The organism is Halobacteriovorax sp. YZS-3-1, assembly GCF_047084945.1.
Lineage (GTDB): Bacteria > Bdellovibrionota > Bacteriovoracia > Bacteriovoracales > Bacteriovoracaceae > Halobacteriovorax_A > Halobacteriovorax_A vibrionivorans.
The window spans coordinates 555,479-576,632 of sequence record NZ_JBKIYI010000001.1; the positions used below are offsets into that span (position 1 = coordinate 555,479).

At 36.7% G+C, this 21,154-nt stretch carries 19 protein-coding genes; 13 read left to right on the forward strand and 6 right to left on the reverse strand.

From position 1 onward, the window contains the following. Nucleotides 1-25: 25 nt before the first annotated feature. From ACMAZI_RS02815 to ACMAZI_RS02825, 3 genes are read left to right on the forward strand one after another with little or no spacing between them, the layout of a single operon-like run. Nucleotides 26-703: a hypothetical protein gene (locus tag ACMAZI_RS02815; protein WP_114705704.1), complete on the forward strand. Its 678-nt coding sequence runs from the start codon at nt 26-28 to the stop codon at nt 701-703. Nucleotides 704-707: 4 nt separating this feature from the next. Beyond that, nucleotides 708-1,676: a DUF2817 domain-containing protein gene (locus ACMAZI_RS02820; RefSeq protein ID WP_162929694.1), complete on the forward strand. Its 969-nt coding sequence runs from the start codon at nt 708-710 to the stop codon at nt 1,674-1,676. Beyond that, entirely contained in the window at nt 1,673-2,425 is a 753-nt protein-coding gene (locus ACMAZI_RS02825) for an alpha/beta fold hydrolase (RefSeq protein WP_114705702.1), read from the forward strand. Before ACMAZI_RS02820 ends, ACMAZI_RS02825 begins: the two co-directional genes overlap by 4 nt. Here ACMAZI_RS02825 and ACMAZI_RS02830 read toward each other — a convergent pair. From ACMAZI_RS02830 to gpmI, 3 genes are read right to left on the reverse strand one after another with little or no spacing between them, the layout of a single operon-like run. Continuing rightward, nucleotides 2,407-3,978 carry an ArnT family glycosyltransferase gene (locus tag ACMAZI_RS02830; protein ID WP_412473810.1) on the reverse strand — a complete coding sequence of 524 codons (1,572 nt, stop codon included), beginning with the start codon at nt 3,976-3,978 and terminating at the stop codon, nt 2,407-2,409. The two genes, ACMAZI_RS02825 and ACMAZI_RS02830, sit on opposite strands and share 19 nt — an antisense overlap. Before the next feature lie 4 nt (nt 3,979-3,982). Continuing rightward, nucleotides 3,983-4,990 (reverse strand): 6-phosphofructokinase, encoded by a 1,008-nt coding sequence (pfkA, locus tag ACMAZI_RS02835; protein WP_199506604.1) that lies wholly within the window; start codon nt 4,988-4,990, stop codon nt 3,983-3,985. Between the two features lie 8 nt (nt 4,991-4,998). Continuing rightward, nucleotides 4,999-6,522, reverse strand: a complete 1,524-nt coding sequence (gene gpmI, locus ACMAZI_RS02840) for a 2,3-bisphosphoglycerate-independent phosphoglycerate mutase (RefSeq protein ID WP_114705700.1) — start codon at nt 6,520-6,522, stop codon at nt 4,999-5,001. Between the two features lie 195 nt (nt 6,523-6,717). Between gpmI and ACMAZI_RS02845 the strand changes: the two genes are divergently transcribed. The 3 genes from ACMAZI_RS02845 to ACMAZI_RS02855 all read left to right on the forward strand — a co-directional run bounded on the left by ACMAZI_RS02845 (nt 6,718) and on the right by ACMAZI_RS02855 (nt 10,187). After that, nucleotides 6,718-7,452 (forward strand): hypothetical protein, encoded by a 735-nt coding sequence (locus ACMAZI_RS02845; protein WP_412473809.1) that lies wholly within the window; start codon nt 6,718-6,720, stop codon nt 7,450-7,452. Nucleotides 7,453-7,615: 163 nt separating this feature from the next. Next, entirely contained in the window at nt 7,616-9,340 is a 1,725-nt protein-coding gene (locus tag ACMAZI_RS02850) for an acyl-CoA dehydrogenase (RefSeq protein ID WP_120405452.1), read from the forward strand. Nucleotides 9,341-9,371: 31 nt separating this feature from the next. After that, nucleotides 9,372-10,187, forward strand: coding sequence for a hypothetical protein (locus ACMAZI_RS02855; protein ID WP_114705697.1), 816 nt, complete (start codon nt 9,372-9,374; stop codon nt 10,185-10,187). 2 nt (nt 10,188-10,189) lie between these two features. Here the strand turns inward: ACMAZI_RS02855 and ACMAZI_RS02860 are convergent, their stop codons facing one another. Next, nucleotides 10,190-11,425, reverse strand: a complete 1,236-nt coding sequence (locus tag ACMAZI_RS02860; protein WP_120405450.1) for a THUMP domain-containing class I SAM-dependent RNA methyltransferase — start codon at nt 11,423-11,425, stop codon at nt 10,190-10,192. Between the two features lie 198 nt (nt 11,426-11,623). Between ACMAZI_RS02860 and ahcY the strand changes: the two genes are divergently transcribed. The 3 genes from ahcY (at nt 11,624) to ACMAZI_RS02875 (ending at nt 14,108) form a co-directional block, all read left to right on the forward strand. Next, nucleotides 11,624-12,919 (forward strand): adenosylhomocysteinase, encoded by a 1,296-nt coding sequence (gene ahcY / locus ACMAZI_RS02865; RefSeq protein WP_114705695.1) that lies wholly within the window; start codon nt 11,624-11,626, stop codon nt 12,917-12,919. Between the two features lie 63 nt (nt 12,920-12,982). After that, nucleotides 12,983-13,423, forward strand: coding sequence for a ribose 5-phosphate isomerase B (rpiB, locus tag ACMAZI_RS02870; RefSeq protein ID WP_114705694.1), 441 nt, complete (start codon nt 12,983-12,985; stop codon nt 13,421-13,423). 4 nt (nt 13,424-13,427) lie between these two features. After that, the gene (locus ACMAZI_RS02875) at nt 13,428-14,108 is read left to right on the forward strand and encodes a hypothetical protein (protein ID WP_162929693.1); all 681 of its coding nucleotides are present in this window, start codon (nt 13,428-13,430) and stop codon (nt 14,106-14,108) included. Between the two features lies 1 nt (nt 14,109). On the opposite strand, the gene ACMAZI_RS02880 is transcribed toward ACMAZI_RS02875, so the two are convergent. Together ACMAZI_RS02880 and ACMAZI_RS02885 are read right to left on the reverse strand one after the other, a co-directional pair. Further along, nucleotides 14,110-14,502, reverse strand: coding sequence for a thiol-disulfide oxidoreductase DCC family protein (locus tag ACMAZI_RS02880; RefSeq protein ID WP_114705692.1), 393 nt, complete (start codon nt 14,500-14,502; stop codon nt 14,110-14,112). Nucleotides 14,503-14,528: 26 nt separating this feature from the next. Continuing rightward, entirely contained in the window at nt 14,529-16,313 is a 1,785-nt protein-coding gene (locus tag ACMAZI_RS02885) for a hypothetical protein (RefSeq protein WP_412473808.1), read from the reverse strand. A gap of 236 nt (nt 16,314-16,549) precedes the next feature. Between ACMAZI_RS02885 and ACMAZI_RS02890 the strand changes: the two genes are divergently transcribed. Genes ACMAZI_RS02890 through ACMAZI_RS02905 form a run of 4 tightly spaced genes read left to right on the forward strand, consistent with a single transcriptional unit; the run spans nt 16,550 to nt 20,936 of the window. Beyond that, nucleotides 16,550-17,113, forward strand: a complete 564-nt coding sequence (locus tag ACMAZI_RS02890; RefSeq protein WP_114705690.1) for a metal-dependent transcriptional regulator — start codon at nt 16,550-16,552, stop codon at nt 17,111-17,113. Continuing rightward, nucleotides 17,076-17,654, forward strand: a complete 579-nt coding sequence (locus tag ACMAZI_RS02895; RefSeq protein ID WP_120405446.1) for a hypothetical protein — start codon at nt 17,076-17,078, stop codon at nt 17,652-17,654. Before ACMAZI_RS02890 ends, ACMAZI_RS02895 begins: the two co-directional genes overlap by 38 nt. Further along, nucleotides 17,654-18,871: a hypothetical protein gene (locus ACMAZI_RS02900; protein WP_412473807.1), complete on the forward strand. Its 1,218-nt coding sequence runs from the start codon at nt 17,654-17,656 to the stop codon at nt 18,869-18,871. Before ACMAZI_RS02895 ends, ACMAZI_RS02900 begins: the two co-directional genes overlap by 1 nt. Nucleotides 18,872-18,902: 31 nt before the next feature. Beyond that, nucleotides 18,903-20,936, forward strand: a complete 2,034-nt coding sequence (locus tag ACMAZI_RS02905) for a M3 family metallopeptidase (RefSeq protein ID WP_114705687.1) — start codon at nt 18,903-18,905, stop codon at nt 20,934-20,936. The last annotated feature ends 218 nt before the right edge of the window (nt 20,937-21,154 follow it).

Consider the following 21,154-nt stretch of genomic DNA (forward strand, 5'->3'; position numbering starts at 1 on the left):
TCTAGGAGCTGACTATAATGGCCAAATGAGCGTATTTAAAGATCAAGTTGGAAAATTAGAAATTATAATCATGACATCAATTGCCCATATGGTTTTCTTTGGGATGTATTTTGCTGCTTCAAACCCGAATTGGTTTGCTGGAGTTTATACAGTAGAAGATGGTTTCTTGGAGATGCAGCAAGCTATTTATTTATTACTTGTTTCAATTCTATGCCTATGGCGATTCTTTAAATTAAAGGATAGTAAGTCTAAGTTATTTAAGTTTTCACTCTTGGCCTTTGCCGCTTTATTCTTCTTCGGTTTTGGAGAAGAGATTGCTTGGGGGCAGAGAATATTCGATTTAGGTTCTCCAGAGTTCTTTCAGCAATACAATACGCAAAATGATATTACATTACACAATCTAAAATTTGGTGATTTCAAAATCAATAAAGTTATCTTTGGTTTAATTGCTGGAATTATATCTGGTGTTTACGTTCTAATTTTACCAGTCCTTTATCGCACAATTGGTTTTGTACAATATATCATTGATGACTTTGCAGTACCCGTACCAAAGCTAATTCATACATTCTTCTTTCTTGCGATGTATCTTCTTTTCTTAACGATTGATCATGGTAAGAAGGGTGAAGTTATTGAGCTAGTAAGTTGTGCAATGTTCTTTGTTATCTTCTTATCCCCATATAATATAAAGACTTTTCAAAGGTAGCATCGTGAAAGACTTCGATGAGTTACATGCCATAGGTGAATTAACAAAAATCGAAGACCCACTTGTTAGATACCAAGAAATCACGAGAATTAACCACAACGGTGATAGCTTTCCGATCCATAGTTTTGAGATTGGAAGCGATGACCCAAGCGCTCCGGTATTAGCTTTATTTGGAGGAGTTCATGGACTTGAAAAAGTTGGGACTCAAGTTGTGGTAACTTACTTAACATCTTTGTTTAAGCAACTATCTTGGGATGAAGAGTTAAGAAGAAGTTTAGAAAAATATCGAATTATTTCAATCCCGCTCATTAACCCATGGGGGATGTATCATCATAGAAGATCCAATGCTAATGATGTTGATCTTATGAGAAATGCTCCTGTAAAAGCATTAGAGAAAAAGAAATTTCTCCTTTCAGGGCAAAGGCTGACGCCGAGGCTTCCTTGGTATCAAGGGCAAGAAAATGCTGCAATGGAAGAGGAGCTACAGGCCCTCGTTAATTATTGTCGTAAGAATATCTTCCAAGCAAAGAGGGCCATCTCTGTTGATTTCCACTCTGGCTTCGGACTCAAAGATCGTTTATGGTATCCCTACTCTAAGACATTGACGCCATTTAAAAATATAACGGAAATGGAGAATTTAGAACAGCTTCTAAATGAGACACATCCACACCATATCTATCAGATTGAGCCAACATCAGAAAGTTACACTATTGAAGGTGACGTATGGGATTACCTATACGATGAGTATATACAAGAAAATCCTGATGGAGTTTATATACCCTTAACATTGGAGATGGGAAGTTGGATTTGGGTTAAGAAGAATCCTTTGCAAATCTTTAGAAGAGAAGGACTTTTTAATCCGATAAAATCTCATCGTTATGATCGAACTATGAGAAGACATATCATGTTAATTAAATTCTTATTTCGCGCTGTCGGAAGTTCAAAAGCATGGGTTAAGGAGAATTCACTGTGAACTGGTTATTACTTAGAGGACTCGCTAGAGAGAGTCGCCATTGGTATAAGTTTCCTGACTATCTTCACGAGATGGATGAAACACAAAATGTTTTTGCTCTAGATTACCTTGGAGTAGGAAGTAAGAATGAAGAGAATTCACCGCTTAAAATCTCAACGTATGTTGAAGATTTAAGAAGTGATTGGCTCAAACTGAAAGAAGAGCACCCTGGAGAGTGGGGTGTCATCGGTATTTCAATGGGTGCAATGATGGCATTGGATTGGTGTGATCGCTATGAAGATGATTTTAAAAATCTTGTCCTTCTTAATACATCAACTAGAGACACTGCAAGTATCTTCCATCGCTTATCTTTTGAGGCAATTGGAACATTTTCAAAGTTAATCTTTAATAAAGACACAAGAGATCGTGAGAAGAAAGCCTTATCTCTAACTGTAAAAATGAAAGAGCTACCAGAAGATTTACTTGATGCTTACGCTGAGTTCTTTGAAGATAAGCCTTTAAGAAGAATTAATTTTTTAAGACAAGTGTTTGCAGCTTCTCACTACAAACTTCCTCAAAGTATTAAAGCAAAAACATTAGTCTTGGCCGGTAAAGAAGACAAGCTTGCTCATTATAAATGTAGTCAGGAAATTTCTCGTAAACTTGGTGCCCCACTTGAATTACATGAACAAGCAGGACACGATTTACCAATTGATGATCCAGACTGGATCATTGAAATGATGAGAAAGCATTACTTCATAAGTAAGTAGACATCTTCCTTTAGAGGCTCGTATGAACGTTGTGTCAGGGCCGCTTTTATATGACGCCATCTAGCTCGTCTTACCCATTTATTCCACTTTGCAATAACTCTGTGAGAGTCTCTTATCTCAGGTGTGATTCTTGAGATGGCAGCAATTACAACAGCGTTTTCTTTATTTAGGAAATCTTGTACTTGATGCTTTTTAATCGGTTCAATATTCATCTCAAGAGATTGTTCGTAGAAATAAGATCTGCGATCAACAAGGGCAACCCTCTTGTCTTTGAAGAGACTTTTTGCTCCTTCAGGTACTGCTGGAATATAGAATTGTGAAATAACAATAGACCAAAGAAAGATTAAATAAAGTCCAATTGTATTGAATCCAATTAAGACATTCTTCTTTGCAATAGCAATCATTGAGGTAACGATTAGAAGTAAAAAGATAAGATTAACAGCAATCATTACACCATTTGAAAAGTATACAAGAATACAGCTGATCACTAAAAATAAAAGATTCAATGGTGTTACAAGAGCTAGAACATACTTTGATTTTTCTCGAAGAGTATCTAGATCAACTTGTAATAACAGAAATGTCATAAAAAATGGCACTGCTGGAATTGCATAGTGATGAGATCTCTGTGAAGGTATAAGCCATACGACAAAGAAGCACACAAAGTGAAAGAAGAAATAATATGTTTCTTTATTAAGGCCTTTAAAGCTTTCCTTTAATTTATTCCAAGTCAGAGGAAGAATTAATACCCATGGTAGAGTATAAAGAAATAGCCCTTGAAATACCTTATACATTGGCATTGGAACTTTTCCGAATTTTCCAAGGTTCTCCCTTACAAAGAAGTAGTTAAAGAATTCTTCCTTGTAGCTTAGGTAACTTGCAAAATACCAAGAGCAACTAAGAATCGTTATGGCCAAGAAGTAGAAAAAGCATTCTTTGATAATGAACTTTTTATCTTTCTTGTATAGAAATAGTTGATAACAGCTCATCGCAAGAAAGCTCATGACAATAGTTACGGGGCCTTTTATTAAAGCACCAGCTCCACCAAATAATATTGCTAAGATAAAACTCTTTTTAGATTTGTCTTTTATATAATCAAAAAGAAAAAGCGAACTAATAAATGGAAGCAGTGAAAGTGATGTCTCCATCATGAAAGTACGGCCAAACTTAATTGCACCATAGCCTCCTAAGAAGAAGGCGAGGGTTAAGAGCGGCTCAATTCGAAATCTTCTCTTTAACCAGCCGGCAGTAAAGACTGCTAGAATAATCGTTAAGATTGCTTGAGAAGCGCGGGCCCCCGTCAGAGATGATTCACCCATTAGTGCATAAAGTGGAAATGGCATCCAAAAATGAAATGGCGGTTTTGACCAATGTCTTTCTCCTCTATAGTGAGGTGTCATTATATTATTGGTGTCATACATCTCTTGTGAAATTTGGACATATAATGATTCAGTTCCCTGGCGAGGTGCACTGAGGTTTCCAATATCCCATAGGTAAAAAATTGAAAATAAAATAGTAAAGATAATAAATAAATTCTTGTTTGATACTTTTTGCATATAATTACTTTGATAGAGTTTTTACAATTTCAACATACTTTTCTTCAACTTCAAACTTCTTACCAAGACAGTTTTCAAGTTTTTCTAGTACAACTTGTCCATTTTGCTCTGCCGTTACACTGGCCTTCTCACCAGCAAGAAGTGACTTCACAGCAAGATGTCCCATTTGGGTTGCAATGAAACGATCTCTGGCAGTAGGGTTTCCACCTCGTTGAATATGGCCTAGGATACATACTCTTGAATCGAGCTTGTGCTTATCAAGGAGTTCATTGTGAACATAATGTGAAAGGCCTTCTGTTTCACCTTCTGAGGCAATAATAATTGAAGAGCCTTTGCCTCTTTTAAGACCTCTTTTAATATCATTAGCAATTGTGTCGATATCAACTTCTTTTTCTTCTTGAACTGGAAAGATAATATTTTCAGCACCAGTACAAAGTCCCACATGAAGAGCGATGGCCGGAGACTTTCTTCCCATAACTTCAACGATAAACGTTCTATCGTGAGAGTGGGCCGTATCGCGGATCTTATCGACAGCTTCGATTGCAGTTTGCACTGCTGTATCAAATCCAATTGAATAGTCAGTTCCTTCGATATCATTATCAATCGTTCCAGGGATTCCAACGACAGGAATTCCATGCTCCTTATGTAACTCCCATGCACCATTGAATGATCCATTACCACCAATAACAATTAGCGCATCAATATTCTTCCTTTTTAGTATATGTGCAGCTTCAGCTCTAATCTCTGGTTTAATAAACTCTGGACAGCGTGAGGTTTGTAGAATCGTTCCACCTTTTTGGAGAATATTTCCAACACTTGCTGTATCCATTTGATGTTGTGAACCTTCGAGAAGACCTGCATAGCCCCGACGTATTCCAAATATTTCTATATCATTAGCTAGACAAGTTCTAACTACAGCGCGAATTGCACAATTCATTCCTGGGCTGTCACCGCCACTACATAGTACTGCAATTCTATTTATATTATTATTTGATTTTGTTTCTTCACTCATAAAATTTCCTATTCAAAGATATGATGTCCAGTAAAGCTAGGTGCTTGATGAAGTCCCATAATATAGAGACAAGTAGGAGATACATCCATTAATGAATGTTCACCCGGTGCAATTGTAAAAGCTTTATCTTTTAATTTTTCGTTAACGACACAAAATGGAACAAGAGCTCCAGTGTGAGCTGTGTGAGGAGTTCCATCTTTATGAACCATTTGATCACTATTTCCATGATCAGCTGTGATAATCATTGTTATCCCTTCCTCTTCACACTTCTTATAAAGTTTTGCGAGACACTCATCAAGAGTCTCTATCGCTTGTACAGCAGCTTCATAATTTCCTGTATGGCCGACCATATCTGAGTTTGCAAAGTTAACAACAGAAAAGTCATATTTTGATACTTTTGCTAAGAGTTTTTCAGTAACTTCTGGAGCACTCATTTGTGGCTTTTCATCATATGTTGAAACTTCTTTTGGTGATGGAATAAGAAGATGGTCTTCTCCTGCAAAAGGCTCTTTTTCACCACCATTAAAAAAGAAAGTTACGTGAGCATACTTCTCTGTTTCGGCTATTTTTAATTGTTTTAGGCCTTGGTCACTTAAGTACTCTGTCATTGTTCCTTTAAGTTTCTCTTTATCAAAGAGAACCGGTAAATCCATTTCATCAGGGATATAAGGAGTCATGCAAAGAAACATTGCAGGAAAGAAAGGCCTTTCAAATTCACTGAACTCTGGATAATTGAATGCTAAGGTTAGCTGGATTGCACGGTCTGGTCTAAAGTTTGTAAAGAAGACACAATCACCTTCTTTAATAGCATAGTCTTTATTAAATAATGCTGGTGCAATAAATTCGTCAGTTCTTCCAGCTTCATATTCGCTATTAAGATATTCCATAGGAGAAAGATCTGTAATGTCCCCGTTACCTAAATACATATCGTAAGACTTTTTAATCTTTTCCCATCTGCGATCACGGTCCATTCCAATTGAGCGCCCTTGCATTGAAGCAAAGTGGCTGCCTTCATATCCAACGATATCTTTTAAGTACATATCACCACAGGCCGGAGGAGTATCCCTTCCATCCATAAAAGCATGGACGAAGACTTCAATACCACTTTCTTTAAGACATTTAATGATCTCTTTAGTGTGTTCTATATGTGAGTGAATCCCACCATCAGAAAGAAGTCCTAAAAGGTGGATGCGATTATTATTCTTCTTTGCTGTATCAATAAGCTTTTGAAGTTGATATTGACTACAAAGGTTGCCCTTCTTTATCGACTCATTAATACGAACCAAGTCTTGCCTAATAGCACGACCTGCTCCTAGGTTCATATGCCCAACTTCAGAATTACCAACAACACCTTTAGGGAGTCCAACAAGTACTCCTCCTGCTTGAATATTTGTATATGGATAAGTCTTAAACAACTTATCAATCGTTGGTGTTTTTGCGTCTCTAATAGCATTCTTTTCAGTGTTTTCACTAATTCCGAAACCATCAAGGATAACTAAGAGGGCCTTTTTACTTATATTTTTTATCGACATAATCACGATCCTAGCAAAGTGTTTGTACAAAACACATTTTATAACTACTTAAAGTTTATACAAAATACCCCAATGTGTTCACTTTTTATACACATGGTGCTTTCTAATTACTTGTAATCTCATCTTAAAACTTGGCACGCAACTTGTATATATATAGGCAAATTGTTTAAAACACACACAAACACGGAGAATATTATGAAACTTAACTTAAAGAACTCGATTGTATCAGTCATTGTTCTTGCTTCACTAGTCGGATGTGGATCTGACGGCGGAGGAGGCCTAAATGGTAGTGGCTTCAATTACAATGTAAATGTAAACAATGGTACAACTAATGGCCTTGCATCTAGTCTTGTAACAGCACAGCAACTAGCAAATGCAATCGCCAATAATAACTTTGGTCAAAGCTCGCCTCAAGGCCTTTATGCTTTCCAAAAGTCTAACTCAAGCTATGGTTCTCAAGATTGTGAAGAAAAATGGTATGGAACAATTTGTACATATTCGTCATCTTCATCAAGTTATAATAACCAAGACATTGGTTTTAGAGAGTTAGGTGCAAATGGAGTTATTAATCGTAATGTAAATTACTATGGTACTCAATACACATACTCAGAAGATGCCCACTTTGGAAGTTCATTATCATCTCTTGCAAATAATCTTGCATCATATGTAATGTCTGCCAATGCAAATGGTAATTTATATAAAGTTGATCCTTACGGACGCTATTATAGATATTCAGATAATATGAACTGCACTCAGTTCTATTCTTTAGGATATGGCTCACAATCCGATTGTGAGTATGTTAAGAGAATCAGTTCTCGTCGCTGGGTAATTAAGATTAACGGCGCTGCTAATTTAATTGATATGAATCAGGCCCTTATTAGACAACCTGTTTCAAGAGAAGCAACAACTGTTAATGCTACTCCTTACTAAGATTTAAATCCCCCAAATACATACCTGACAAAAAAGCGCGGCAATATCCGCGCTTTTTTATTAAATTAAACCTAATTTACGCCGGCTAAATTTGTCTTTACGTGCATGAAACCTGAACATCATTTATAATAATAGTGTTTTAGTATTAAAAAAGGACTATTATATGGCAAAGTATCGTACAGACTTAATGGATGTAAATTTCAATCTATTTAAAACGTGCAAAATTCAAGAACAGGCCGGTGAACTCGGCTACGGTGAGGCCGAATTAAAGGATATCCTCATCCAATTTGATAAATTTGTAGAAAACGAAATCTATCCAACTCGTCAAGAAAGTGATGAGATTGGGGTAAAGCATGTGGACGGTAATGTTATCGTTCCAGAAATGTTTCACAAAGTTAATAAGAACTTCTATGAAAATGGTTGGTATGCACTTGGCTATCCTGAAGAAGTTGGTGGGATGCCAGCTCCACATGCTTTAAAAGTAGCATGTACTTCAATGGCAATTGGTTCAAACGTTGCTTGGTCAATGTATTACGGACTATCTCAAGGCGCGATGAATGTAATTCTAAAAGTTGGATCTCAGGAACAAAAAGATCTTTTTGTAACGAAGATGATGACTGGTGAATGGGGTGGGACAATGTGTCTGACTGAGCCAGGAGCAGGATCTGATGTTGGGAATGCAAAGACAACGGCAAAGCCACTTGATAATGGAAAATATGCAATCAATGGCGTTAAGATTTTTATCTCTTCTGGTGAGAGTGATCTTTACGAGAATAATATTCACCTCGTTCTTGCAAGAACTCCTGGAGCACCTGAGGGAACAAAGGGACTTTCTCTATTTATCGTTCCAAGATTTAACGTTGATTCAGGAGAATCAAATAATGTTAAATGCACGAAGATCGAACATAAAATGGGAATTCATGCTCAGGCAACTTGTGAGCTAACTTTTGGCCAAGACGGAGAATGTGTTGGTGAGCTTATTGGTGAAGAATTTGATGGTATGAAAAATATGTTCATCATGATGAATGAAGCAAGACTACTTTGTGGACTTCAAGGTGAAGCGCAGTCAAACCTTTGTTATGAACTATCTGAGCAATATGCAAGAGAGCGTTCACAATTTGGTACTGAAATTATTAATATGCCAGATGTTAAGAGAATGCTACTTAAGATGAGATCGACGGCAAGAGGGCTAAGAGCTCTTACTCTTTATACTGCCAATCTATTTGATAAGGCAGAGAAAGGAGATGAGGTTGCAGAAAAAGAAATTGCTCTCTTTACTCCAATCTGTAAAGGGTACTGTACAGATGAAGGTGTCAATATCGCAAGTGAAGGTGTTCAAGTTCACGGTGGTTATGGTTATTGTACTGAATACGGTATTGAACAATTCATGCGTGATACAAAGATTGCAACAATCTATGAGGGAACTAACGGAATTCAAGCAATTGACTTTGTTATGAGAAAGATCCTTATGGATAAAGGTGAGACATTCTTTAATGTAGGAAAAAAGATTCAAGCAACAATGAATAAAGAAGAAGCAAAGTCATTTCCTCATGAAATTTCAATGATTGGAAAATCAATGGAGATGAGTGAAGAAGTTGTTAAGAAGTTTGGAAAGCTTATGGCCGAAAAGAACCAAAATGGTGTTATGGCATATGCAACTGACTTCCTAACTTATTGTGGAAACCTTGTTGTTTCTTGGCTTTTACTTGAGCATGCTTGTATTGCTCAAAATGAATTGAAAAACGCTTCTAGTGAAGAAGAGAAAAAGTATTATCAATCAAAAATTGATGACTTTAAAGTATTCTGCCAGTATCAGCTAACACGCAATATTGGTCTTGCACATAGTGTTTTAAATTTTGAAGAAGATCTAACTTCAATCAATGTTTAATTTTGAAGTATTAAAAACACGGGTGTGAGTAATGGAAAGTATGATTAAAGGAGTTGATCTCTTTAATGAATCAACTCATGGTAGTAGCAACTACTATAAAGACAATATTTATGTCATGAAGAAGAAAGGGGAATATGCACCCTTAAGCTTCATGGAAAAGAAAGTAGAAGAGTTTAATGAGTCAGAGTTATTGAGCAAGGGATATATTTATGACTCCCTTGATCTCGTTGGTGATAAAGAGTTTACTCAATGGTATGAGAATCAATTTTCTCGTAAGCTTAAGAGAACTCAGGCCAAGCAGGTCATGATTATCCATCTTCCAGATAATAAGAGAATCTTTGATGCAATTGAAACCGTTAATAAGGTTTATGACATTTTAAGAGATGAGCATATTATTTTTAACGGTAAGAAGCTACCTGTTCAGTTAGGTGAATGGTATGCAAAGTGTATCTTTGGTTTGATGCAAAAGAAGTCAACTTCTCAAAGAGGATTCGATTTTTATACGACTGATAATAAACGTGTTGAAGTCGTTGTACACTGGGGAGATCAAACTTCACCTAAAGGTGTTAAGGTTAGGAAGTCATTTTGTGATCTTTCAGATCAGGTCATTATCATCTATATGGCACGTAACTTTATGATCCGCGATATCTGCTTACTTGATTCAGACTTTGTATTAAGAAAGTTTGCAGGAAAAGGACATACAATGTTTCTTAAAGATTCAGATATCGGAACATACTTCTTTTCAAAGTCGGCAAAGCACAAGGATAAAGTTGCAAATAAGAACTCGCTTCTTAAATACGCTTTACCTAAGCTTGCTATGAATCTAACGGAATTCTTAGAAAGTTAAGATTACATTAATTCATATTTTAAAAGGCGGCATTCTATGTCGCCATTTAAAAATTCTGTCTTCTTAGAAGTTTTTAGGCGAATATTCTTTCTTAGTGGCCCATGGGCAGTAAGAATATATGCAGTTGATCCTTTAAAATTATTCTTTAATGTCTCACCAATCTCATAGTAGAAATCGTTGATATCTTCAAAACCAATTGCTTGAATTCTCTCTCCATATGGAGGGTTGAATAGAACAATACCTCTTTCAAACCCTGCAGGTACAGATGCTTTAGAAAACTCTTCACAATTGAAATTAACAAAGTCTACACGGCCGAAGCAGTCGAGTAAGTGAGCTCTTGCAAGCTTGAAGTTCTCAACATCTGCATCATTATAAAAGAATTTATCACTTGGGATAGAATCAATCTTCTCTTGTGAGTCTGTCATTACTTCATGAACTTTATCAAAGTACCAATCCACAAGATTTGAATCTTGAAACCATGGATGATTAGTAAATGAATATGGAGTCGTGTTCTTCTTAAGTCTAAAAAATGCTGGTGATAACTTTAGAAAATAAATTATCGATTCAATAAGAATCGTTCCAGAACCTGCCATTGGATCATAGAAAGGTCCTTGGCAGTCCCACTTTGTTTCCGCAATAAGTGAAGCCGCTAGGTTTTCACGTAAAGGTGCACGGTGACCTGATTCACGATAACCTCTTTTATCAAGAGACTCACCAACCATGTCAGCGTAAACGATTACCTTACAACCTTCTTTAACTTTTTCAACTCGTTGTAGGAAAGTTACTGTAGGCGTTGTTGTTTCAACATTTGGACGCTTGCCAAATTTATCTCTCATATAATCAACGAGAGAGTCTTTTAGAGTTTGTGATAGGAAGATTGAACTCTTAAACAGCTCCTTACTTTCACCATCTAAAAGAGTATTGATTTTAAAAGTCTGCTCTGGTGTGATGTAGTCTTCCCATGGAAGCTCCCCAGCTCTTTTATAAATCTGCTTTTCATCACGGATATAGAAATACCCAACTTCTTTAAAAACACGAGAAGCAATACGGGCATTTAAAATATATTCTACAGTGGCCTTATTTCTGGCCTTGAAAGCCGCTCCACCACGGCCGGCCTTTCCTTCAATACCATTGGCACGAAGCTCATTGACGAGGTATTGCTCACAACCACGAGGGCAAGAAGCAAAATAAAAACTCTTGTCATTAATGACTTTATTGCTATTTCTTTGATTATTCATAGGCTGGATTTATGCTTTATTTTGGCGTGTGTCAAAGAAAATAACCTAAGTTAGTAAAATATCGTTCATTCTTTGTCTAAAAATACCCATAAAAAGGTGATTATTAAGCCGTATAGACTTCAAACTTGAAGAACTTACTGATATAGTTTCCAACATAAATATTTTAATAATTTAGTTAAACATACAAGTGAGGAATTCATGAGCTTTACAGACTACAAAGTAGCTGACATTTCCCTAGCAGATTGGGGAAGAAAAGAAATTAAAATTGCTGAAACTGAAATGCCGGGACTAATGTCTCTACGTAAAGAGTTTGGTGCTTCAAAGCCACTTAAAGGTGCAAAAATCGCTGGTTGTCTTCACATGACAATTCAAACAGCTGTTCTTATTGAGACTCTAGTTGAACTAGGTGCTGAAGTAAGATGGTCATCTTGTAATATTTATTCAACTCAAGATCAAGCTGCTGCGGCCATCGCTGCTGCTGGAATTCCTGTTTTTGCTTGGAAAGGTATGAACGAAGAGGAATTTGACTGGTGTATCGAGCAAACTCTTAAGTGGGCAGATGGATCAGCTCTTAACATGATCCTTGATGATGGTGGTGACCTTACAAATATGGTTCACGACAAATTCCCAGAATTAATCGATGGAATCAAAGGACTTTCTGAAGAAACAACGACTGGTGTTCATAGACTATATGAAAGAGTAAAAGCTGGAACTCTTAAGATGCCAGCAATCAATATCAATGACTCTGTTACAAAGTCTAAATTTGATAACCTTTACGGATGTAGAGAGTCTCTAGTAGACGGTATCAAGCGTGCAACAGATGTAATGATCGCTGGTAAGACTTGTGTTGTTGTTGGTTACGGTGATGTTGGTAAAGGTTCTGCTCAGTCTTTCAAAGGTCTTGGAGCAAGAGTTATCGTTACTGAAATCGATCCAATTTGTGCTCTTCAAGCAGCAATGGAAGGTTTCGAAGTAATGAAGATGGATAAAGCAGCTCTTGAAGGTGATATCTTCGTTACAACTACAGGTAATTACCACGTAATTAACGCTTCTCACTTAGATAAGATGAGAGATGGTGCAATTGTTTGTAACATCGGTCACTTTGATAATGAAATCGATATTAAGCACCTACATAACAATTATGAAGAAGATAATATCAAGCCACAAGTTGATCTATATACAGCAAAAGATGGTAAGAGAATCATCCTTCTTGCTCAAGGTCGTCTAGTTAACCTTGGTTGTGCAACAGGACACCCTTCATTTGTTATGTCGAACTCATTCTGTAACCAAGTAATTGCTCAAATGGAACTTTGGGAAAATGCTGGTAAGTATGAGAACAATGTTTATATGCTACCTAAGCACCTTGATGAAAAAGTTGCTCGTCTTCACCTTGAGAGAATCAATGTTGAAATCGATGAACTTTCTCCTCAACAAGCTGAATACATCAGCGTACCAGTTGAAGGTCCATACAAACCTGAACATTATCGTTACTAGCCAATACGCGCTATTAATTTATAAAAGCCTCCGAAAGGAGGCTTTCTTATTTGAGGTAAAGTCATGAGTAAGAAAATATTCCTAGCAACAGATCACGGTGCATTTGAGCAGAAAGAATCTGTTAAGAAATTCTTAATAAGTGAAGGCTATGATGTTGAGGATCTTGGTACTCATTCTACTGAATCTTGTCACTATCCCGAATATGCTATTGCACTTGCTAAGGCCGTTCAAAAAGAAGGGCGTGGAGTTCTTCTGTGCGGATCGGGGATTGGTGTGAGTATGGTTGCTAATAAGTTCAAGGGAATTCGAGCAGCTCTATGCCATACTGAGGATGATGCAAGATTGTCTCGCGAGCATAATAACTCTAATGTTATCTGCTTTGGTGGGCGTATTTCAAATAGTGAAGAGATTATTGCCATGACTAAGATTTGGCTGGCCACTGAGTTTGAAGGTGGCAGGCATAAAACCCGCATTGACATGTTTTCAGACCTCGGTGAAAATTAAAGATATGTTTAAAATTAAATGGACAGAATATATCTCGTTTTTCGTTATTTTTGTAATTGGAATTTATAGTCTCTATATTTCAAGAACAGATTTAGCTTATTTCGATAATGTGCTTAGTACACATAATGGCCTACTTGAGTGGTTTACCTTTGCAGGCCTTTGTCTAATCTCATTCGGTTACTTCTACCGCCGTAAAGTTCTTACAAATTTCCGAGATAAAAAGTTTCTTACGATGCTCATTGTTTTGGGGATCTTCTATGTAATCTGTGCATTAGAAGAGGTTAGTTGGGGACAACGTTTATTTGGTTGGCACTCACCTGAGATGTTTAGAGATGCTAATAGTGTTTTATTAGAAACGAACTTTCAAAATTGGTTAATTGCCCGTGGTGTTAGTCATGAGTCTTGGAACCTCTTTCTTAGAGGAGTTCTTTTCTTCTATTTATTTGCTGTTCCAGTTTTTTATTTAAAGGTTGATAAGTTTAAGAACGTAATCGACGCTTTTGCACTTCCTGTGCCGAAGGCAACTCATATCATAATCTTCTTAATCCTTCTTATTATTACTCTGTTTATACCAAGTGATAATAAGGTTCAATTTGCAGAGTTTTGTTTAACTTGGGTATTAACGGCCCTAACTTTAGAGCCGTATAATCGTGGAATGTTTTCTCGTAAAAGTCTTGTTCGCTAGATTAAGCGTGTTTCATACAATTAGGACATTTTCTCTTTATCATTTTGCGATAGGCATTAGTTGTTTTGTGAAAGTAGTCTGTTGCTTTCTTTCCCATGTCACTTTCTATTAGCCAGCTAAACTTGTGTACAAGAGGATAGAGTTTCACTAGGTGAGCAATTACATCTTCACCTTTTAGAACCTTTTTATCTGAAGTGATGTAGTGAACCACATTTTGGCATTCCTCTTCATTTAGTCCAAGTTCTTTGAATTGTTCATACACTTTTTTATCATTTACTGGGATGAAAGAGATCTTTTTAGCACCTTCTAGCCTTGCTAGAGAGTCTTTAAAGCGAATGCAAAGAGGGCATTCATCATCAAAAATGAGAATTGGTAACTTGTAATTTTCTTCCATGAAAATTCCTTTAATTAAATATTTCTTTATTGAATTCCTAATTTCTTTGTTGCTGAATATCGATATCGTCTTGAAATAATCTCAAAGATATTTCTCGATTTATCTTTTGTGATACCAGCGTTTTTTTGTGCCTTTATTGAATAGTCTAAAATATCAGCAGTTGCTCTTGCGTTTTTCTTCTTCTTTTTCTTTAGAAGGTGAGCATAAGGGTTTACAACCTTTTTATCTGATTTCTTTTTCTTGTTAAGCCCATTTCCACCTTTAAAATAAAGTCCGTTATCTTTTTTCTTATAACTAGCATACTTTCCTTTATACTTAAGGCCGCTTCCATAACGCTTTCTAAGTGTTTGTTCTGCTTTCTTGCTTTCTTTCGTCTCTGGTGCAGCTGACATTGCATTTGCAACCGTACCATTTAGTCCAAAGTCTCTTAGGGCATTGGCAACTTCTTCATTCTTCTTTTCATATGAACTTGGAAGTTCAACCTTATCAAGTGCATCTCTTACTTTATCATTGGCCATTGCAAAGATCTTACCTGCAGTTGCGCGGTACGAGTCAGAGGCTCCTTCAGGTTTTGAAACTCCATTTGTCATTTTATAGAAGTTATCAAGGCTTGATCCAAGTCCCCCTGGAATGTACATATCATTGATCTTTGCTGAGATTCTCGTATCAAGACATGTATTAGTTTGGCGACAACTACAACCAACATCTTCTTTCACATTATTATCAACACAAGATACTTGGTAGTTTCCATTTTGGGCCTTACGTTGAGCGATTTGTGGGTAACAGTAAGTTACATCATTTTGTGTTTCTGGCTGACTACAGTAACAGTCTCTATCTGAAACAGGATTACATTTTCCTTTTCCACTTAATTTCTTACCAACTGAGTTTAGCTTGTCCGCAGCATCACCATGCATTCCATATTCCCACATATAGTATTTTGTCATGAGTGCTGAAGCTCCAACCTTTAAAAGATTTGTTGGGCTTGTAAAAGCTGACGTACTACCTGTTGAAGCCATCCAAGCAATATAGCAGACAGTTGTTGCTCCCCAACCTTTTCTTTGAATATCTACTGACTTTTGGCGGTCACGGTGTGATCGCGCTTGTTTAAAAAGGGCCGCACTTTGTGCATTTTCAATATCTGGCTGAGATGCTAGTGCAAATTCATCGCTTCGCTTTTGAGTTGCGCGCGCGATAATCTCTGTTCCCATTGGGATGTATTGACAGTAATCAGAGTCTTGCTCTTCAGGAGCATCAGCTTCCTCTTTTTTCGCTTCCTCTAGAGGGTCCTTTCCTTTGTTACCTTCTTTATTTTGCCATTCACTTAACTTTTCTTGCTGAGCTTCTGAAGGGTTTTCAACAGCTTCATAAGTTCCATCTTCTTTTCTTGTAAATCCTCGTTCACTCCATTTGCTTTTAACGTCTTTTTTAGTCGCCTCATCAATTTTTCCAAAGGTTCCGCCACCACCAGCTTGTGAAATTGCCGGCATAATCATTGAGTAGGCTTGAGCAACGGCTTTAAATAGTTGTGGGGACATCCCTAAGAATTTCTCACCTTCAGTGGCATCTCCACCATTTTTAATATTGTCACAATAAGCATCGGTACCACATTCTTCTGCCCACGCTTCCTCCGCCTCACGCTTCTGATAACCAGCATGAGTGAAGTTTTCCATCTTCATCTTATCTTGATCTGTAAGATTTCCCGTTCTCACATCTTCTTGAGTCGGAGCTGTATATCCTGCTGACTGGGCCAAGGCATCTATATTCATAGTGGCCCAAATAGCTAGAATGATGAGTTTATTTATCTTTAACATTGATTTCCCTCAATAATTTAGATTCCTTTTAATTTTAACACGCTGAGGCATTGCAAGGGAGGACTGTAATATGTGCCGTCAGTATATTGATGTAATTACAGTGAGTTATGGGGATTGTTACTCTAAATAAAGGGGAATTTCAATGCACCAAAATTTGGGCACATTGCGCTGTGGTATTTGCCAAAAATACCTGAAATTGCTAGATTATAGCTATAACCTAATTTGTGAGAAATATCATGGCCAATTTAGATACGAAAGATAAAAAACCACGTGAAGCAGAACTGTCACATTCAATGGTCCACTACCTGTTGGCCATCCATAAATTGAAGGAAGAAAAAGGTTATGCTCGTGTAACTGATATCGCCAAAGATTTAGGACTGACAAAAGGTTCTGTATCAACAGCTTTAAATAATCTTAAGAAAAGAGAACTTGTTAAAGAAGAAGACGATACAAAGTTTCTTCTTCTAACAGATAAGGGTCATGATGAAGTTCATCGCACTCTTACATCAAGAACTCTTCTTTACTATTTCCTAAAAGATTTTGTAGGTGTTTCTGAAGATATTGCTGAAAAAGATTCATGTATGATTGAGCACCTCTTAAGCGAGGAAACTAGTACGAAATTCTTCGATTTCATGAAGACACTTTCTTGCTCATGTGACGATTTAGCAAAAGATGGTAAACTACCTAAAGGTTTTAATTTTAAAACAACTTTAAGTCTTTGTGACTTTAAGTCTGCTGAAGAGTTCATGGAAGGGCAGAAGGGTGATACTTACTTACAAGAGGACGACCAAGATTCTTAAAATATTTACAATAGCTTTCATTGCATTATCAGTTAATGCAATGGAGTTTTGTTTTAAGAAAGGTCCTTCTATTCACGCAACTCGTTTAAAAATTAAAGAATATCTAATTGAGGGTGAGTCCATAAAGATTCTTCCAAAGTCTCATTGTTTAGATGTAAAAGTTAAACCCACTCGTCAAATCTTTATTTCTAAAATTATAAAATCTCATTTTCGCTCTGATATTGAAGTTAATACGATACCTATTTTTAATTCTGAATTTTGTAAGTTTAAATTAAAAGAAGAAACAACTATCGAAGATAAAGTTTCTGAATCTATTTCAGAATTAATCTCAATGAATGGAGATGAATTTGATTTAGATCTAAGTGGCACTCAGCTGTCTATGATCTGTCATAAAAAAGCAGGATCATATTCATTAGATCTCATTAGTAAAAACACTCGTAAGGATCTTTTAAATATTAAATTAGAGACAGGTAAGTGGTTTGATCTTTCGACTCTTTCGTCTTTAGAGGGGAAGAAGTTCTCTTTAATGGTGATTGAATAATGAAAAGTCTTATTACTGCTGTTAAAGAAATTCATCACGGATTTCTTTCATTAAGTGTCTCTGAACGAAAAAATATTTTTGTCGTAACACTAACTCTATTTTTAGCTTTCTTCTCCTATCCTATGATTCGCTCAAGTGCTACGGCATTATTTATTGATAGCTATGGTGCAAAAAGCACTCCATGGATCTGGTTAAGCTCTGTAATGTTCTTAGGAATTAGTGTTAGCATCATCAATATCTTACAGACTCTTTATTCAATTGGTGCAATCTTTAATACAATTGTTGCAACGTCGATTGCCTTAATGGGCGGGGCCCTTATTGCTTCATTTAATGGAGTTGCATTTGGTAGTGGTGTCTTTGCAGTATGGAAAGAAGTTTATATTATTCTCGTTGTTCATTTGTCATTGGGTTATTTAAACTCTGTAATCAATATTAAAACAGCAAAACTTGTCTATGGCCCTCTTGGCGCTTTAGGTTCTATTGGTGGTGTCTTTGGTGGTCTATTAACCACAAATCTTATGAAGAACGTCGGTGTTTTTTATGCGGCAAGTGCAGGTTTATTTGTTTTGGCACTCGTGATTTTAATTTTTAGTTTTACTCAAAAGCAGTTTCTTGAAGCAAAAGATAAATCTCCAATAACTTCTCTAGAAGGAAAGAAGGCTTACGTCTTTTCGATTTGTGGATTAATTATTTTATCTCAATTCGTTATTAATCTTGCTAATTTTAAGTTTAATCTCGGCCTAGAGGTTTTTGAGAGTGCTGATGCAAAAGGTGCATATCTTGGAAATATATATTCTTCCATAAATATTCTATCTCTTGTTGTTCAACTCTTAGTTATTCCAATTGCCTTTAAGTATTTAAAAATACCAATGGTACATATTTTGGTTCCAGTAGTTTTCCTTGTCTTAATAATATTGGATCGCGGTCAATTCTTAGGTCTTCTAGGAACGGCAATCCTCTTTGTTGGTTTTAAGGGGCTCGACTATTCTATATTCTCTGCAGCAAAAGAGATGCTCTATTTCCCTTTAACGCAGAAACAAAAGTATGGGGCCAAATATATTGTTGATATGATTGTGTATCGTGCGTCAAAAATGGGGGTTTCAGCATTATTATTAGTCTTTACAAGTTTAGCTTTCACTCAGAATATGCTACTAATATCAGTGTTACTCTGGATATCTCTGGCTTCATTTATGGCCTATAAATTTCGTTCAGCGTAAAAATATTCATAAACTATATTTAGGAGTCTATATGTCTAATCCATTATTAGAGAAATTTACGAATCCATATGGCGCAAGACCATTTGATAAGATCAAAAATGAGCACTATATGCCGGCCATTAAAGAGGCCATTAAGATGCACAAAGAAGAAATCGAGGCCATTAAAAACTTTGATGGAGAGCTTACATTTGCCAATATTATTGAGCCATATGCAACTTCTGGAAGTGCTATTGAAGATATTTCAATGATCTTCTTTAACCTAAAGTCTGCAAATACAAATGATGAGATGAATGAGATTGCAAAAGAGTTCTCTCCTCTTTTAACTGCACATGGAAATGACGTTAACCTTGATGCTGACTTATTTGCAAAGGTTAAAGTTGTTTTTGATAACAAAGAGAATGAAGATTTAAATGCTGAGCAAACAACACTTCTTAACAAAATCTACAAAGGCTTTGTAAGAAACGGTGCTCTTTTAAATGAAGACGATAAGAATAAGGTAAGAAAGATTGATGAAGAACTTTCTAAGTTAGGTCTTGAATTCTCTGATCATCTTTTAAAAGAAACGAATCGTTTTGAAATGGTAATTGATAATCAAGAAGACCTTGCTGGACTTCCTGAAGGACTTATTGAAGCTGCTGCAATGACAGCTACTGAAAAAGGTCATGATGGTAAGTGGGTTTTCACTCTTGATTATCCAAGCTTTGGGCCATTCATTACTTATGCCCAAAATCGTGAGCTAAGAAAGCAGATGACAATCGCTTCTGGGACAAAGTGTGCTAAGGGTGATGAACTTGATAACCAAGAAATCGTTAAGAGAATCGCTATGCTTAGACATGAAAGAGCTGGGATTCTTGGTTATAAGAGCCACGCGGACTATATTTTAGAAGAGCGTATGGCAATGAGTGCAAAGAATGTTTTTGATCTTTTAAACCAATTAAAAGACAAAGCCATGCCAGCTGCACTTGAGCATATGGATGAAGTAAAAGCATATGCAAAAGAAAAAGATGGTATCGAAGACTTCGCATCATGGGACTATATGTACTACTATGAGAAGTTAAAGAAAGAAAAATATAGCATTGATGATGAAATGCTTAAGCCATACTTCAAATTAGAAAATGTTCTTAATGGAGTATTTGAAGTTGCAACAAAATTATACGGACTAAACTTTAAAGAAGTTAGTAATGTTCCAAAGTATCACGATGATGTAATGACTTATGAAATTACAGATCGCGATGGTAACTTTATTTCATTATTCTATGGTGACTACTTCCCACGTTCTTCAAAGCGTGGTGGAGCATGGATGACTGCATTTAGAGAACAATATGTTCAAAATGGTGAGGATATCCGTCCACATATTGCTAACGTTTGTAACTTTACAAAGCCAACGACAACAAAGCCTTCACTTCTAACTTTTAATGAAGTGACGACTCTATTCCACGAATTTGGACACGCACTTCATGGTATTCTAACAAAATGTCAGTACCGTATGCTTTCTGGTCCAAATGTATTCTGGGACTTTGTTGAACTTCCTTCTCAAATTATGGAAAACTGGGCATTTGAAAAAGAATGTCTTGATCTATTTGCAAAGCACTATGAAACAGGAGAGCTAATCCCAGAAGAATTAGTTCAAAAGCTAAAAGATAGTTCAAACTTTGGTGAAGGACGTCACACGATTCGCCAACTAAGCCTTGGGCTTCTTGATATGGCATGGCATTCAGGTGATCCTTCAAATATTACAAATGTAGAAGAATTTGAAACTCTAGCAACTAAGGATGTTCAACTTCTTCCAAAGATTCCAGGAACAATGACTTCTACAGCATTTGGACATATCTTTGCTGGTGGATATTCTGCTGGATACTACTCATATAAGTGGGCAGAAGTTCTTGATGCTGATGCATTTGAACTTTTCCTAGAAGAAGGGATCTTTAATACGACAATTGCTGATCGTTTTAGAGAGAATATCCTTGAAAAAGGTGGCTCAGAACACCCAATGGATCTTTATAAGAGATTCCGTGGCCGCGAGCCAGAGGTTGATGCACTACTTAGACGTGGTGGTCTAATTTAGCGCCCCGCAAAATTGGCTGCCCTCGTCAGCTTCGGCTCCTGCCTCTCGCTGACATACCGGTCATCGTGACCATAAAGGCCAGTCTATTGTTTGCGGCGCTAGCTCCCCAGTCTTTAGCTAAAAAAATTATTTCAACAAGCCGGGTTCAAGCCCGGCTTCGTTGTCTCAGGAGCAATGGGAAAGTTATCGCAAAGGAAAAGCGACACTTTAGCTTTGCT